We start from the raw sequence: 14804 nt of genomic DNA, 5'->3' as shown, positions 1-14804 counted from the left end.
ACCATGCTCAACGAATACTGGGACGGCGCTTCGCCGATCGGCTGGAACGTCGATGACCCGACCCCGGTCGGCAAGTCCGTCGTGGCCCTGCTGTCGGACTGGCTGCCGGCCACCACCGGATCGATCGTCTACGTTGACGGCGGTGCCAGCCACAACACCTGGTTCCCCGATAACCTGCTGAGTTGACGTTCACCGCCCTGCTCTTCCTCTCGTTCGGCGGCCCGAACGAGCCCGCCGACGTCCGCCCGTTTCTGGAGAACGTGACGCGGGGTCGCGGTGTGCCGCCCGAACGGTTGGACGAGGTGGTCGAGCATTACCTGCATTTCGGTGGGGTGTCGCCGCTCAACCGGCTGAATCTGGAGATGATTGCCAGCCTGCAGGCCGAGTTGCGCTCGCGGGGCCGGGACCTGCCGATCTACTTCGGCAACCGGAATTGGGCGCCGTATGTCACCGAGGCCATCACGGAGCTGCGGGACGACGGTCATCAACGGGCGCTGGTTTTTCCGACCTCAGCGTGGGGTGGCTATTCGGGATGCCGCCAGTACCACGAGGACATCGCCCGCGGCCGTACCGAGATCGGTGCCGCAGACGGCGGTCCGCCGCTGTTGCGCAAGCTCCCGCAGTACTGGGATCAACCGGGCTTCACGACCGCTGCGGTCGGGGCGGTCCGTCGGGCGATGGTCGAGCTGGGGGAGGGCACACCGATCCGCCTGGTCTTCACCGCGCACTCCATTCCGGTGGCCGCTGATGCCACCGCCGGTCCGCCCGGAGAGGGCGGGCACCTGTATTCGCGTCAGGTCGCGGCGGCCAGTCAGCGTGTCGCCGCCGAACTCGGCGTCGATCATCACGACCTGGTGTGGCAGTCGCGTTCGGGTCCGCCGCAGGTGCCATGGCTGGAACCCGATATCTGCGATCATCTGGAAGCCCTGGCCGAGCAGGGTGTCGGGCGGGTGGTCGTCTGCCCGATCGGGTTCATTTCCGATCACCTGGAAGTGATTTGGGACCTTGATTCGGAGGCCAGGGATCTCGCCGAGCGACTCGGGATCGCCTACGCTCGCGCCGACACCGTCGGCACCGATCCGGCCTTCGTCGCGATGATCGCCGATCTCGTCGAGCAATACCTGGACCCGTCAACGGAGCTAAGGCCAGACGGTGCGGGAGATCTGGAAGCCCTCGGTTGCGGAGACAACGGCATCCTCTGCCGCCCCGACTGCTGCCAGCTGCCAGCCCGCCCGACTCAGCGCCGGTAGTCGCGGAGCAGCGCGTTGATCGCGATCGCGCGAGCGCGACGGGTGAGCGCTGAGAGCTGGCGCAGCTGGGCATCCGCGCTTTCCAGCTGACTGGCCGACGCGCCCAGTCCGCCGCCGGCCAGATCCACGATCGCATCGATCTGCCCAGCGGTGGCCAACATCCGGTCAACACGTTGCCGGTCGTGCGGTGGCAGGTCGAGGGCTGCCGCCTGGGTGCGGGCCGCAAGCGCATCCCGCAGATCGGCGGGGCCGGCGCTGCGGGGCCCGGCCAGGCCAGCGATCACCGCGGCCGCCTCGGTGACCGCATCGCGTAGTTCATATTCGACCTCGCCGACGCCGTGTTCGCTACCGACCGCTTCGACGTCGAGCGCGACGTCCAAGGTGCGTGCCGTCCAACGGCAGCGTTCGGGCGTGCCGCGGGCCGTCAACGCCACCGGACAGCCGTGTGGGCGAGTCAGCAGGAGCACCTCACCAGCGGCCTGGACGTCGTCGTTCATCACGCCCGGCGGCAGGCCCTGGGCGTCACCGGGAGCGGGGAGGACGACGGCCGTCAGTGGCGCAGTACGCACCAGATTCATCAGATCGAGGGCGCTTCGGCTGTGCTCGGCCGCCGGGTCGTCGAGTTCGTGGACGTCCGCGTAGTCGCTCAGCGTGTGCAGGACGTCGTCGGGGGAGACAAGTCCGGCTTGCCACGCACCCGTCCAGAGGGCGAGCGCCGACGCCGGCCAAGCGCGAAGCAGGCCGGTCGTCGAGTGCGGAAGGAATCGGGACATGACGGCCCCACGATACGCCGGATTCCCCCGTCGCCTACCCTGGGCTGCTGTGATGGATGACCGCTACGGACGTGACATTCTCGCGCAGCCGCGCCGTGCCAAGCCGAAGGCGCCGGAGGTTGCCGGCGAGCTCGGGTTGGTCGTTGAGGACGCCGCCACCGGCTACTGCGGGGCCATCGTGGGTTGGGAGAAGACCTACGCCGCCGATATGGTCCGACTGGAGGATCGCCGGGGCGCGACCCGCGTCTTCCACGCCTATCCGGCCGCGTTCCTGATCGACGGTCAGCCGGTGACGCTGGTCCGACCCAAGGGGCGCGGGCCGAACGCACCCGCGACGATTCAGACCGCGTCTGGCTCCCGAGCCCTGCCGAAGCAGCGCGCCCGCACCGCACGCGCGAGCCGGATCTTTGTCGAGGGCGTGCACGACGCCACGCTCGTGGAACGCGTGTGGGGCGACGACCTGCGCGCCGAGGGCATCGTCGTGATGAGCCTGGACGGGCTGGACAATCTCGACGAGGCGCTGGCCGATTTCGCACCCGCGCCGCATCGTCGGGCCGGGGTTCTGGTGGACCATCTGGTGGCCGGCACCAAGGAAGCCAAGCTGACCGCGCAGGTCGGGCCGAACGTACTGGTCTGCGGCCACCCGTACGTCGACGTCTGGCAAGCGGTGAAGCCGGCCGCGGTGAAGATCGACGCCTGGCCGGTGATCCCGATGGGCACCGACTGGAAGACCGGCATCTGCGACACGCTCGGCTGGGGCACCCCGCAGGACGGTTGGCGCCGGGTCCTAGGCGCAGTCTCCAGCTTCCGCGAACTGGAGGTCCCGTTGATCCGCAGCGTCGAGGAACTCCTCGACTTCGTCACCGAACCGCCCGAGTAGCACTCACTCCAGCGCCCCAAGTCGGCTCCCACGCCGTACCGCGGTTCCGCCTCACCTCCCGGGAGTGCGCCTGATCCGGCACAGTGCGCGCGAGCTGGCCAGCGGCGCCGGAGCCGGTGAGAGGCGCGGGAGCGGGCAAGAAGTGCGCTGGGCGATCAGTACTCTCGATGTCATGACCGGAACGGGCTACAGCGAGCATCAACCCGATCGCACCGAAGTGGATACCCTGCCGGGTGCGACGCTTCTGGTGTTCGGCACCGACTGGTGTGGCTACTGCCGCACCGCCGAGCGCCCCATGCGCGACGCGCTCGCCGAGCACCCCGATGTCCAGGTGATCAAGGTCGAGGACGGACCGGGCCGGCCGCTCGGTCGAGCGTACGGCGTGCAGCTGTGGCCGTCGCTGATCTTCCTGCGGGAGGGTGTCGAAGTCGAACGCCTGGTGCGCCCGAGCACGGCCGAGCCGATTGCCGCCGCCCTCACCAGAATCGGAGAAGGACGCACGAGCCCGCAGAACAGCGGCGCTCCCGCGGCTCACGATGGGAATACGTCACCCTGATCGCTTCAGGCGCCGTCGTTGTGCGCAATAGTCGGCGGTCCCGCTAGGACTGGCCGAGGAGCCAACCGGTGCCGGCCGCGGCGCAGGCCCACAGGACCGACGCGAAGGTACCGAGGATGAACTGCTCGCTGGCGTGATGCTCGCGTAGCTGCGGGAATCGGGCCAGACCTTTGATACCCAGGATGACGGCGATACCCGCGGGCCAACCCAGCAGCAGGCTGACGGCGATGCCGGTGCGCTCCATCAGTCCGATCACCCGGCCGCCGCGCAACGGGGGATCGAGGGCGGGGTCGTCGTAGTTGTCGTCGCGGGTGGGAATACCGCCCGAGGCCAGGACCACGCGCACCGCATACCCACCGGTCACCGCGGCGGTAACCACCGCGAGCACCTGGCCGGACACCAACGCCGGGCCCGCCAGTGCCGACGCCACCGCGGCCGCGATCGCCGCAGCAGCCAGCAACCCGGTCAGGGCGACCGCCATCACGATGTCGAGCCGGACGAGTTCCCGGTCCGCGCGGTCCAGATCCTGCACCAACTTGGTCCGCACCGGGACCGCGGCGAGCGCACCGGCCACAGCCAACGCCATCAGCATCATCGCCACCATCGCCATCATCGCTGGCCCTCCGCGGCTCGTATGTGGTCTCGGTCGCCGTCACTGTGCCCCAGTAGTACGACAACCAGCTCCTCGGTATCGCGCTGCAGATCCCACCGCGCCGAGCGCAGCCGCAGCGAGATCGCTTGCGGGGTGATGTTCAGCTTCTCGGCGGCCGCCACCTGAGTGAGGCCAGCAGAGACCAGCGCCACCGCCTCTCGGCCAGCCTTGGTCCGCCCGGTCTCCAGATCCACGAGCAGGCACGCCGCGGTTTGCGCTTGTCGGCACCACGACGACCGACCGTGCACACGCAGCGGAACCCGCTGTCCCTTTGCCGCCTCGATAGCCGCGCGCGCTGCGACGAACGCTGGTCCGCGTCCGGCCCGAGTCTGCGTCGGCAGCGGTTGTTCGACGTCGTCTATGCCGATGCCGACTGTCCACTCACCCGACGCCGCGAGCTCGACGGCGACGCGGGCGACCGCTTGCGGGTCGTCAAACACGCCCTCGACCTCGTCTCCGGCCGTGCGCTCGAAGCCCCGGATCGCACCGGCAGTGCGGTACCGAGCCAAGAGGGCGGGCACCCGGTCCGGGCCGGAGGTACTGGCACGCTGGTCTGCAGTGACGACGAACATCGCCGAACCTCCTCAAGTCCACACGCTTGATTCCTGTAAATCAAGTATCGGGGCTTGATCAAAAAAACTCAAGCCCTCGTCCGTGATGCGGCGGGGCGGACGGGCGTTCGGCTATCGATGATCAGGCCGACGACCCCGACCGCAAACAACGCCCCGGAGACGACGATCAGCACCGGGCTGGCTTTCCCGGCCAGCGCGTCGCCGAGAAAGACCACCGCTGCGGTACCCGGGGCACTGCCCAGCACACTGGCCACAAAGTAGGGGGCTGGGCGCACCGACGAGAGCCCGGAGGCATAGTTCACCAGGGAGAACGGGACCACCGGAATCAGTCGGAGCGAGCCGACCGCGAGCCATCCGCGCCGTTCCAGACGTTCTTCGACGGCCCGGACCGCTGGCTGGTCGAGATAGCGCTGCACTCGCTCGCGCCCCAGCCGCCGGGCCGCCGCGAAGGCCACCACGACGGCGATCGCCGCCACGACCATCGAGCCGGTGAATCCAATGATCGGACCGAACAGCAGCCCGGACATCACGGTGAACGCCGACCGGGGGATCGGGCCGATGATCGCGATCGCGTTCACGGCGAAGAAGAGTACGACGAACCAGGGGCCCACCGAGTCGGACCAGTCCCGGACCCGGCCAATGGACGGCAGGGGCACAAAGTAGGCGCCAAGCAGAACGGCGAATACTGCAACCAGCCCGGCCACCGTGCGCCAGATCTTGCGCCTATCTGCTTTGATCGGCGCGGGGCCGATGCTGCCGTCGATCAGGTCGACGGGCTCCTCGACGGTACGGGGACGGAAGGACGGCGACACGGAACTGAGTGTAGGCACCGCGGCCGGGGTGTGACTTTCGCCGCACCGCCGATCGGGTTTCCAACACTGGAAAATGGCGCAATGGCCATCGGATAGTGTGCATCAACATGACAGCAGACGGCAGCCCGCACGAGCGCGAGCAGTTGGCAGACGACTATCAGCGGTGGTCGACGGCAGCGGCAGCGGTGCTCGCCAAGGGCCGCCGCATCGAGCCGTCCGAGCTCCCCGGCACTCCGGAAGACCTGCTCTCCACACCGACGCGCGACGACGTCGTGATCCGACCGTTGTATACGCGCAAGGATGAGACCGCCCAGCGCGGCCTGCCCGGCAGCTTCCCATTCGTGCGCGGCGCGGACGCCCGTCGCGACGTCCAGCAGGGCTGGCGGGTGACAGAACGGTTCGGCGATCAACCCGGTCAGTCTGCCGCGCAGATCAACGAGGCCATTCTCGACGCGGCGGGCAGCGGAACCAGCGGTCTGTGGCTCGTCACCGGCTCGTCGCTGCCCCCCGAAGAGCTGGCGACGGCTCTGGGTGGCGTCTACCTCGACCTTCTACCGGTGACGTTGGATGCTGGCGTCGACGGCGTCGCTGCGGCACGGGCGTTCTTGACTGCGCTCGAGGCCCGCCCGGCGCCGCCGGTGGAAGCACCGCCGATGGCGGGCACCACCCACAGCCTCGGCCTTTCGCCGTACACCGCGGCGTACTCCTCTCGGTCCACCGTTGACGTCGACGACGCCAACGCGCTGGCTGCCGGCGCCCCCGAACGGGTGCGCACCTTCCGCGTCGACGGCACCGACTTCGCCCAGGCTGGCGCCTCCAACGCACAGGAATTGGGCCTGCTGGCAGCCGTGGGCCTCGCGCATGTCCGCGACCTGGTCGCCGCCGGCCTGACGCCGGCCGCGGCACTGAAGCAGATCAGCTTCGCGGTGTCTGTCGGCGACGATCAGTTCGCCTCGATCGCCAAGCTGCGCGCTCTGCGCCTGATGTGGGCGCGCGTCGCCCAGGTCGTGGGCGCACCGGAAGCTGGCGCCGCCGTGACCCACGCCGTCACTGATCTGTCGATGCTCGCTCAACGCGATCCGTGGGTGAATATGCTGCGCACCACGGTGGCCGCGTTCGGCGCAGGAGTCGGCGGCGCCGACCAAGTGACCGTCCTGGGCTACGACGCCGCCCTTCCGCTCGACGCGCGAAGCTCAAAGGCATCGTTCTCCGCGCGCATCGCCCGCAATACTCAGTTGCTTTTGCTCGAAGAGTCGAACATCGGTCGCGTCCTCGATCCGGCCGGTGGCTCCTGGTTCGTCGAGAGCCTGACCGACGACCTCGCCCGCGCCGGCTGGGCGGTCTTCACCGCCACCGAGGCACTCGGCGGCTACCGCACAGCGCTCGATTCCGGCGACATCGGTCGATGGATCGACGACGCCCTCGCCACGCGCGACCACGCCGTCGACCACCGTTCGGCCCCGATCACCGGAGTCTCGGAATTCCCGAACCTCGGCGAGGCTGCGTTCGCTGGACCTCTCGCTGATTCCGTCGACCTGCCGACCGCGACCGCCCGCCTAGCCCGGGTGGCCCGCCGGTATGAGGAACTGCGTGACCGCGCCGACACGGCTGCCGCCGGGGGCACCCGCCCGAGCGTGCTGATGCTTCCGCTGGGCGGCGTCGCCGAACACAACGGCCGCACCACCTTCGTCGCCAATCTGCTCGCCGCCGGTGGTATCGAGGCGATCAATCCGGGCCCGATCGAGCCAGGCGCCCCGCTCCCTGAGCCCACCGCCCCGCTCCCTGAGCCCACCGCCCCGCTCCCTGAGCCTGTCGAAGGGTCCCGCATCGCCGTCATCTGCGGCACCAAAGCCCGCTATGCGACCGACGGCCCGGCCGTCCTGGCCGCCGCGCGCGCCGCCGGATTCGACCGCGTCCTGCTTGCCGGACCGGCGAAAGAATGGCCCGACGGCGAGGACGCGCCCGACGGTTCACTGCGGGCCGGCATCGACGCTGTGGCTACCCTCACCGAATTGCTCGACGCCGTCACCTCGAAAGCGGGGGAGTGAAACCCTATGAGCGACAACATGATTCCTAGTTTTGCGAATGTCGAACTGAACCTCGACGAGCTCTCCGGCGTCCCTACGCCCGCGGAGAAGTCGGCCTTGATCGACTCGCTGGCCACCACGCACGGCTACACCGCAGAGCAGACCGTCTGGCATACCCCGGAACAGATCGACGTCGACCCGATTTACACGCGGGCTGATCGCAATGAGACGGCCGCCGCCGACAGCTATCCGCTGGACTCCCTCCCGGGCGAGGCGCCGTTTATCCGCGGCCCGTACCCGACGATGTACGTCAACCAGCCGTGGACCATCCGTCAGTACGCCGGTTTCTCGACGGCCGCGGAATCGAACGCCTTCTACCGCCGCAACCTGGCAGCCGGCCAGAAGGGCCTGTCGGTGGCTTTCGACCTGGCCACTCACCGCGGCTACGACTCAGACCACCCGCGCGTGGCCGGTGACGTCGGCATGGCCGGGGTGGCGATCGACTCGATTCTCGATATGCGCCAGCTGTTCGACGGGATCGATTTGGGCAGCGTGTCGGTGTCGATGACGATGAACGGTGCGGTGCTGCCGATCCTCGCGCTCTACGTGGTGGCCGCCGAGGAGCAGGGCGTGCCGCCGGAGAAGTTGGCCGGGACCATCCAGAACGACATCCTCAAGGAGTTCATGGTCCGCAACACCTACATCTATCCGCCGGCCCCGTCCATGCGGATTATCTCCGACATCTTCGCCTACACCAGCGCGAAGATGCCGAAGTTCAACTCCATCTCGATCTCCGGTTACCACATTCAGGAAGCCGGAGCGACGGCCGATCTGGAGCTCGCGTACACCCTGGCTGACGGCGTCGAGTACATTCGCGCCGGGCTGGAAGCCGGGCTGGACATCGATAAGTTCGCACCCCGACTCTCGTTCTTCTGGGGTATCGGCATGAACTTTTTCATGGAGGTCGCCAAGCTTCGCGCCGCCCGCCTGATCTGGAGTGAACTGGTCGCCAAGTTCGAGCCGACGAGCGCCAAGAGCCTATCGCTGCGGACGCACTCGCAGACCTCCGGCTGGTCGCTGACCGCGCAGGATGTCTTCAACAACGTCGCGCGCACGTGCGTGGAGGCGATGGCGGCGACCCAGGGTCACACGCAGTCGCTGCACACCAACGCTCTCGACGAGGCCATTGCGCTGCCCACTGACTTCTCCGCGCGCATCGCCCGCAACACCCAGTTGCTGCTGCAGCAGGAGTCGGGCACCACCCGACCGATTGACCCGTGGGCTGGCTCGGACTATGTCGAATGGCTCACCGCGCAACTGGCGGACAAGGCACGCGCACACATCGCCGAGGTCGAAGAAGCCGGCGGCATGACGCAGGCAATTAACGAAGGCCTGCCAAAGCTCCGCATTGAAGAGGCCGCGGCCCGCACGCAGGCGCGCATTGACTCTGGTCAGCAGCCTCTGGTCGGGGTCAACAAGTACCGCGTCGACGAGGACGAGGAGATCGAAGTCCTCAAGGTCGACAACTCCAAGGTGCGCGCCGAGCAGCTGGCGAAACTGGAGAAGCTCCGTGCCGAGCGCGACCAGGCCGCAGTGGATGCCGCGCTGGCGAACCTGACGCGCGCGGCCGGTGAGCCGGGCGGCAGTAACCTCGATAACAACCTGATGGCCCTGGCCATTGACGCGGCCCGCCACGGCGCCACCGGCGGCGAGATCTCCGACGCGATGGAGCAGGTTTTCGGGCGCCATCAGGCCGAGATTCGCACCATCAGTGGCGTGTATCGACACGAAGTAGGTGACCAGGTGAGCAATGTCGACAACGCCATCGCCGTCGTCGACGCCTTCGCCCAGGCCGAGGGACGACGACCCCGCGTGCTCGTGGCGAAGATGGGCCAGGACGGCCACGACCGCGGGCAGAAGGTGATCGCCACGGCGTTCGCCGACCTCGGCTTCGACGTCGACGTGGGCCCACTGTTCGCCACGCCGGAGGAGGTAGCCGGTCAAGCCGCGGACAACGACGTGCACGTCGTCGGCGTCTCCTCGCTGGCCGCTGGTCACCTGACCCTGGTGCCCGCACTGCGCCAGGCGCTGGCCGATGTCGGCCGGGAGGACATCATGATCGTCGTCGGCGGCGTGATCCCGCCGGGCGACTTCGACGAACTGTACGAGGCAGGCGCCACCGCGATCTTCCCGCCCGGCACGGTGATCGCCGATGCCGCAGTCGGCCTGATTGAAAAGCTCGCCAATGCGCTCGATCTGACGTTGAATCTGCCGGACGCGAGCTGACTCGAGGTGGCTGCCCGCCCGATCGACGTCGACGCCCTGGCCGAGGGCGTGCTCGCCGGGAATCGATCGACCCTTGCGCGCGCGATCACCCTGGTGGAATCCACCCGCCCTGAGCATCGTGCCCTCGCCCAGCAACTGCTGCTGAGGCTCACTGGCCACGCGGGCAACAGCTTCCGCGTCGGCATTACCGGCGTCCCCGGCGTCGGCAAGTCCACGACCATCGAAGCGCTCGGTATGCGCCTGATCGATTTGGGGCATCGGGTCGCGGTCCTCGCCGTCGATCCGTCGTCGACCCGCACCGGCGGCTCCATTCTCGGTGACAAGACCCGCATGGCTCGGCTGTCGGCCGCGCCGGAAGCCTATGTGCGCCCGTCGCCGACGTCGGGCACGCTCGGCGGCGTCACCAAGGCCACGCGCGAGACCATCGTGCTGGTCGAGGCGGCCGGGTACGACGTGGTGCTGGTGGAGACGGTAGGGGTCGGCCAGTCCGAGGTGAGTGTGGCCGGCATGGTCGACACCTTCACCTTCCTCACCCTGGCCCGCACCGGCGATGCACTGCAGGGCATCAAGAAGGGTGTGCTGGAGCTCGCCGAGATCGTGGTGGTGAATAAAGCCGACGGCAAGCACCTCAACGAGGCCCGGGGTGCGGCCCGGGAACTGCGCAACGCGCTCGGGCTGATCTATCCGCACGACGCGCTGTGGACACCGCCGGTGCTCACGATGAGTGCGCTGGAGAATTCCGGCGTCGACGACTACTGGAATGCCGTCGAGGAGCACCGTCGGGTCCTGACTGAGGCGGGGGAGTTCGAACGACGCCGGGCCCGCCAGCAAGTCGAGTGGACCTGGCAGATGGTGCAGGAGGCAGTGCTCTCCACGTTGGCCAGCGACCCGCATGTGCGCGAGGTGCGGGCCGCCGCGGAGCGCGGCATCCTCGACGGCACTCTGACGCCCGCTCTGGCGGCCGAACAGATCGTTGCCGCTTCGCAGGGCTGAGCGCACCGACCGCGTAGACTGCGCCCATGCCAGAACAGCATCTCGGTCCCGTGGGTTACCTGATTCTCGAGTTCACGGACGGTCGCATCGGCGCGGCCGGATTCACCGCCCTCGTCGAGCGCGTCGACCGCGGCTCGATGTACCTCATCGACCTCGAATTCTTTCGAAAGAACCCGGACGGCACGCTGAGCAGCCTCGTCCCGCACGACCTCGGCCGAATCGATGGCCTGGACCTCGCCGAGTTCGACGGTGCGGTGACCGGATTACTCGACGACGAGGACCTTGCGACCATCAGTGACGCCGTCGCCACCGGATCACTCGCGTGCGTGGTGGTGTACGAGGAGCTCGGCATGCGCCCGGTCCTTGAGGCTTTCGCCGCCGACGGGGCAGCGATCGTCGCCGAAGGCCCGGTGACCGTGGGCGACCTCGAAGCCGCTCTCGATTCACTCGACGCCTAACTTCCCGACTCCAAGGAGAACCCGATGAGCCTGTTCAAGACCGCTGCCCGCGCCGGCGTCGCCAGCGCCGTTCACGGCCGTGTCCAGCGTCGTCAGCAGCAACGCTGGGCCGCCCAGGACGCCGCCGCGCCGCCCGCGCCCGCCCCGGTACCTGTCGCCGCCCAGCCAAGTGCTCTGGCCGCAGCATCGGGGGCCTCCGCGATCGACGATCAGATTGAGCGTCTGACCAAGCTCGCGCAACTTCGCGACGCCGGTGTACTGACCGAGGACGAGTTCACTGCCAAAAAGGCACAGATCCTGGCCCTGTAGGGGATCTACCATCGAGGTATGAGCAACCTCGAGAAGGATCCGGACGAGGTCGCCTGCACTGGTCGGCCCGCTGCAGGCATCGAAGTCGTCTCCGCGCGAGAAGTGCCGCTGGGTGGTCCGCGGGCGATGTTCGTGCGCCGCACCCTGCCCACCCGGGATCGGTCGATGGTGGGGGCCTGGTGCTTCGCCGACCATTACGGGCCGGATGAGATCGGCGCCCCGGGCGGGGAGCGGGAGCGGGGAATGCGAGTGCTACCGCATCCGCACACCGGACTGCAGACCGTCAGTTGGCTGATCGACGGCGAGATCGAGCACACCGATAGCGCCGGAGTCCACGCCATGGTTCGACCCGGGGAGCTCAACTTGATGTCCGCCGGGCACGGGATCAGCCACTCCGAGGTCTCCACCCCGGACACGACGATCCTGCACGGGTTTCAGCTTTGGCTGGCGCTTCCGGACTCGGTTCGAAACGGCGACAATGGATTTCAGTTCCACGCCCCCGCGCTCATCGGCCTCGACGGTGGCTCCGCACGGGTCTTCATCGGCACGCTGGTGGGGGAGACCTCGCCGGTTGACACCGCGACTGCGCTACTGGGCGCCGAGCTGATCATCGACGCCGGAGCCACACTGACCCTCGAGGTCGATCCGGTCTTTGAGCACGGTCTGATCCTCGACACCGAGCGCGTGCTACTCGATGACACCGGCCTGGCGCGCAGCGACCTGGGCTACGCGGGTCCGGGCAGCACGACGCTGCGCGTGCACAATCCGACGACGACGCCGGCGCGGGCGATCCTGCTGGGCGGCGAGCCGTTCGGCGAAGACCTCATCATGTGGTGGAACTTTGTCGGCCGAACGCACGAGGAGATCGCCGAGTACCGCACCGCGTGGGAGGAGCAGTCGTCGCGCTTCGGCACGGTGGCGGGGTGGAGTAGCGCCGAGCGCATCCCCGCGCCGCCGCTACCCAACTCCCGGCTGCGCCCCCGCCGTCGTCGGTGACGCTACCGTCCTCGGTAACGCAGCTACTCGACGCCGATCATCTCGCTGGACTTAATCCCCGGATCCAGTGTTGCGGGAAGTCTTGTCACTGCCGAGCGCACTCAGCAACTCGGCGACGTCGATCCCGGTGGTGCCGCGGATCAGCTCCAGGCTGCTGGCCAGGCCGGCGCCAGCGCTGCGGGTGAGCGGGTCGACGCTGTCGCCGACGAGCGTGATGTTGGAGTCCTTGAGTGGCTCGGCGGCGGCGGACACGATGCTTGGGAGCTGACCCAGGACCAGCTCCAGTTGACCGACGGAGTCGAGCTTGCTCAGGGCCGCGGCGCGCTTTTCCAACGCTTCCGCTTCGGCCTCACCGGTAATCCGAATGCCTTCGGCACGGGCGCTGGCCTCGGCGACGATTTCCGCACGACGCGCTTCGGCGCGCTGTTGGGCGGCGTATAGCTCGGCCTCGGCGGGACGTCGAACCTCGGCGTCGAGCTGAGTATCGCGCAGGCGCGCGGCCTGCTCGGCAACCTCGTTGTCCTTTTCCACCTGAATGCGTCGACGCTCGGCCTCGACCAGCGGACGCACCGCGTCGGCTTCGGCCGCGGCCCGGTCGGTCGCCTGACGGGCCTGCTCGCGCTCGATGTCCAGTTCGCGCTGCTGCTCGATGATGGCCTGCTCGTTGGCGATGCGGCTCTGCTCGGCGACGCGATGCGCCTCGGCCCGGGACTGCGCGGCAATGGCCGCCTGATCCGAGCGTTCCTTGGCGGCAAGGTCGCTGAAATACTGACCGTCGGAGTCCTGGACGTCGTTGATGGAGAAGCTGTCCAGCAGCAGACCCTGATTGCCCAGGATCTCCTTGATCGACTGCGCGACCTGATCGACGAGCTGCTGCCGGTCGACCAGAATGCTCTTGGCAGTCATGGTGCCGACGATGGAGCGCAGCTCACCGGACAGCTGTTCGGTAACCAGGGCATTGACCCGATTGAGGTCGTCGCCGAAACGCGGACCGGCCTTAAGGATGGCCTCCGGTGTGTCGCCGACCTTCACCACGGCCACACCGCGCACCTTCAACTCGATGCCGTCGTTGGCCGGGGTCGAGGTATCGAGGTCGGCCTTGATGGACGACAGTTGCACGCGCGTGGCCCGCTGCACCACCGGCAGCACGAACGTTCCGGTACCTCGATACACCTTGCCCTGGTGTCCCTTGCCGGTACCGGTGACGATGAACGCCTCTTCGGCGCCGGGCACTCGGTAGCGCGAAAGCAAGAGTAGGACGACGAGCACGATCAGAATGATCGCGACAACGATGCCCACCACGATGGGGGAGATCATGAGCGGAAGGTTCCTTTCGTTGGGGACCTAGTACGACGGACGAATGTGGAGCTGCCGACGGCTTGGACGGTCAATCGTCGAGGTCGGAGAACGGCAGTTGTTCGACGACGTAGGCGTTCAGGTTGTCGTCTTTGGCAACGACCCGCACGCGGTCGTTATGCGCGAAGCCAGCGTCGCCGGTGATGGTGATTTGGCGACCGCCCAGCGAGGTGGAGACCTCGGCGGTGCCGTATCGACCCGGCGCGGCCGCTTCGACGACACGGGCCGAACTCCCCAGAATCTGCACTTCCGGAAGTTCTTCGCTTGAGTGCCACAACCAGCGGATGAGCAACGCTGACACCACTGCGAGGACCAAGCCGACCACGGCGCCGATCAGCAGCGCACCGGCGGTGGGGACATCGCCGAAGACCATTAGTCCGCCAGCCAGCAGCCCGAAGCCGGTGAGGAACGGGGTGAGGAGGGAAGCGAAGCCGACCCCGGTATCTCCGAGGTCGAAGTCGACGCTGCCTACGTCCGCACCGACCAGAGACAGCAATGTCAGGAGCAGTCCGACGACACCAATGACAAAGAGGATGACGCCGAGCACGTGTCCTCCCGTCGTCGTCGGAACATCTGCCGATGTGAATGTCCGGTTCCATTCTTTCACAGGCTGGGTCCCCGCCGCCGAGACCAACCTCTACGCTCGGGATGTGAGCGCCGCCGAGCATGACCCACTTCGGTAGGTTTGTCGGTATCAGTTCTGGACGATTAAGGGTGCACACCATGACGACATCACTCGGCCCGATCATCGCTGCGGTCGACGGCTCCGGCCCGGCCCTGGACGCCGTGCGGTGGGCGGCCCGGGCGGCCGCCGCTCAGCACCGCCCGCTACGTGTTATCAGCGTCATCGAGCCACCGGCCCTCGCCTACGGGAACGGCATTCC

General features: G+C 67.9%; 17 protein-coding genes. 11 read left to right on the top strand and 6 right to left on the bottom strand.

Features of this window, described 5'->3' with window-relative positions:
* Both WAW85_RS14580 and WAW85_RS14575 read left to right on the top strand, forming a co-directional pair.
* A partial coding sequence (locus tag WAW85_RS14580) for an SDR family oxidoreductase (RefSeq protein WP_422560313.1) occupies positions 1-186 on the top strand: 186 nt, incomplete at its 5' end.
* Entirely contained in the window at positions 183-1250 is a 1068-nt protein-coding gene (locus WAW85_RS14575) for a ferrochelatase (protein ID WP_422560312.1), read from the top strand. The genes WAW85_RS14580 and WAW85_RS14575, both read left to right, overlap by 4 nt.
* Here the strand turns inward: WAW85_RS14575 and WAW85_RS14570 are convergent.
* Positions 1238-2023 carry a serine/threonine protein kinase gene (locus WAW85_RS14570; RefSeq protein ID WP_422560311.1) on the bottom strand — a complete coding sequence of 262 codons (786 nt, stop codon included), beginning with the start codon at positions 2021-2023 and terminating at the stop codon, positions 1238-1240. The genes WAW85_RS14575 and WAW85_RS14570 overlap by 13 nt on opposite strands.
* 52 nt (positions 2024-2075) lie before the next feature.
* Between WAW85_RS14570 and WAW85_RS14565 the strand changes: the two genes are divergently transcribed.
* Together WAW85_RS14565 and WAW85_RS14560 are read left to right on the top strand one after the other, a co-directional pair.
* Positions 2076-2903, top strand: a complete 828-nt coding sequence (locus tag WAW85_RS14565) for a DUF3097 domain-containing protein (protein WP_422560314.1) — start codon at positions 2076-2078, stop codon at positions 2901-2903.
* A 172-nt stretch (positions 2904-3075) separates the two neighbouring features.
* Positions 3076-3459 carry a thioredoxin family protein gene (locus tag WAW85_RS14560; RefSeq protein WP_422560310.1) on the top strand — a complete coding sequence of 128 codons (384 nt, stop codon included), beginning with the start codon at positions 3076-3078 and terminating at the stop codon, positions 3457-3459.
* A gap of 43 nt (positions 3460-3502) precedes the next feature.
* On the opposite strand, the gene WAW85_RS14555 is transcribed toward WAW85_RS14560, so the two are convergent.
* The 3 genes from WAW85_RS14555 to WAW85_RS14545 form a co-directional block, all read right to left on the bottom strand.
* Positions 3503-4072 carry a hypothetical protein gene (locus tag WAW85_RS14555; protein ID WP_422560309.1) on the bottom strand — a complete coding sequence of 190 codons (570 nt, stop codon included), beginning with the start codon at positions 4070-4072 and terminating at the stop codon, positions 3503-3505.
* The gene (locus WAW85_RS14550; RefSeq protein ID WP_422560308.1) at positions 4069-4683 is read right to left on the bottom strand and encodes a hypothetical protein; all 615 of its coding nucleotides are present in this window, start codon (positions 4681-4683) and stop codon (positions 4069-4071) included. The genes WAW85_RS14555 and WAW85_RS14550 overlap by 4 nt, the downstream gene beginning before the upstream one ends.
* Before the next feature lie 68 nt (positions 4684-4751).
* Complete coding sequence (locus tag WAW85_RS14545) at positions 4752-5495, bottom strand: TVP38/TMEM64 family protein (protein ID WP_422560307.1); 744 nt, start codon at positions 5493-5495, stop codon at positions 4752-4754.
* A gap of 107 nt (positions 5496-5602) precedes the next feature.
* Between WAW85_RS14545 and WAW85_RS14540 the strand changes: the two genes are divergently transcribed.
* From WAW85_RS14540 to WAW85_RS14515, 6 genes are read left to right on the top strand one after another with little or no spacing between them, the layout of a single operon-like run.
* Positions 5603-7543: a methylmalonyl-CoA mutase family protein gene (locus tag WAW85_RS14540; protein WP_422560306.1), complete on the top strand. Its 1941-nt coding sequence runs from the start codon at positions 5603-5605 to the stop codon at positions 7541-7543.
* A 6-nt stretch (positions 7544-7549) separates the two neighbouring features.
* A complete protein-coding gene (gene scpA / locus WAW85_RS14535; protein WP_422560305.1) occupies positions 7550-9808 on the top strand; it encodes a methylmalonyl-CoA mutase in 2259 nt (752 codons plus the stop codon).
* 6 nt (positions 9809-9814) lie between these two features.
* The gene (gene meaB, locus WAW85_RS14530) at positions 9815-10801 is read left to right on the top strand and encodes a methylmalonyl Co-A mutase-associated GTPase MeaB (protein ID WP_422560304.1); all 987 of its coding nucleotides are present in this window, start codon (positions 9815-9817) and stop codon (positions 10799-10801) included.
* A 26-nt stretch (positions 10802-10827) separates the two neighbouring features.
* Positions 10828-11259: a hypothetical protein gene (locus tag WAW85_RS14525; protein ID WP_422560303.1), complete on the top strand. Its 432-nt coding sequence runs from the start codon at positions 10828-10830 to the stop codon at positions 11257-11259.
* A 24-nt stretch (positions 11260-11283) separates the two neighbouring features.
* On the top strand, positions 11284-11568 hold the full coding sequence (locus tag WAW85_RS14520) for an SHOCT domain-containing protein (RefSeq protein ID WP_422560302.1): 285 nt from the start codon (positions 11284-11286) through the stop codon (positions 11566-11568).
* An 18-nt stretch (positions 11569-11586) separates the two neighbouring features.
* Positions 11587-12564, top strand: coding sequence for a pirin family protein (locus WAW85_RS14515; RefSeq protein WP_422560301.1), 978 nt, complete (start codon positions 11587-11589; stop codon positions 12562-12564).
* Positions 12565-12615: 51 nt separating this feature from the next.
* On the opposite strand, the gene WAW85_RS14510 is transcribed toward WAW85_RS14515, so the two are convergent.
* Together WAW85_RS14510 and WAW85_RS14505 are read right to left on the bottom strand one after the other, a co-directional pair.
* Positions 12616-13881, bottom strand: coding sequence for a flotillin family protein (locus WAW85_RS14510; RefSeq protein ID WP_422560300.1), 1266 nt, complete (start codon positions 13879-13881; stop codon positions 12616-12618).
* A gap of 70 nt (positions 13882-13951) precedes the next feature.
* Entirely contained in the window at positions 13952-14467 is a 516-nt protein-coding gene (locus WAW85_RS14505; RefSeq protein WP_422560299.1) for a hypothetical protein, read from the bottom strand.
* A 119-nt stretch (positions 14468-14586) separates the two neighbouring features.
* On the opposite strand from WAW85_RS14505, the gene WAW85_RS14500 reads away from it, so the two are divergent.
* Positions 14587-14804, top strand: a 218-nt coding sequence (locus WAW85_RS14500) for a universal stress protein (protein ID WP_422560298.1), incomplete at its 3' end; no start/stop codon positions are given.

The organism is Gordonia sp. (in: high G+C Gram-positive bacteria) (assembly GCF_049299075.1).
Classification (GTDB): domain Bacteria; phylum Actinomycetota; class Actinomycetes; order Mycobacteriales; family Mycobacteriaceae; genus Gordonia.
The sequence above is the reverse complement of the archived record's forward strand: the minus strand, read 5'-3'. Positions and strand labels throughout refer to the sequence as shown.

Bases quoted from the DNA above. Each gene is read 5' to 3' on its own strand.
- WAW85_RS14550 (WP_422560308.1), bottom strand. From the start codon at position 4,683: ATGTTCGTCGTCACTGCAGACCAGCGTGCCAGTACCTCCGGCCCGGAC.
- WAW85_RS14520 (WP_422560302.1), top strand. From the start codon at position 11,284: ATGAGCCTGTTCAAGACCGCTGCCCGCGCCGGCGTCGCCAGCGCCGTT.
- WAW85_RS14525 (WP_422560303.1), top strand. From the start codon at position 10,828: ATGCCAGAACAGCATCTCGGTCCCGTGGGTTACCTGATTCTCGAGTTC.
- WAW85_RS14540 (WP_422560306.1), top strand. From the start codon at position 5,603: ATGACAGCAGACGGCAGCCCGCACGAGCGCGAGCAGTTGGCAGACGAC.
- scpA (WP_422560305.1), top strand. From the start codon at position 7,550: ATGAGCGACAACATGATTCCTAGTTTTGCGAATGTCGAACTGAACCTC.
- WAW85_RS14570 (WP_422560311.1), bottom strand. From the start codon at position 2,023: ATGTCCCGATTCCTTCCGCACTCGACGACCGGCCTGCTTCGCGCTTGG.
- WAW85_RS14515 (WP_422560301.1), top strand. From the start codon at position 11,587: ATGAGCAACCTCGAGAAGGATCCGGACGAGGTCGCCTGCACTGGTCGG.
- WAW85_RS14565 (WP_422560314.1), top strand. From the start codon at position 2,076: ATGGATGACCGCTACGGACGTGACATTCTCGCGCAGCCGCGCCGTGCC.
- WAW85_RS14555 (WP_422560309.1), bottom strand. From the start codon at position 4,072: ATGATGGCGATGGTGGCGATGATGCTGATGGCGTTGGCTGTGGCCGGT.
- WAW85_RS14510 (WP_422560300.1), bottom strand. From the start codon at position 13,881: ATGATCTCCCCCATCGTGGTGGGCATCGTTGTCGCGATCATTCTGATC.
- WAW85_RS14560 (WP_422560310.1), top strand. From the start codon at position 3,076: ATGACCGGAACGGGCTACAGCGAGCATCAACCCGATCGCACCGAAGTG.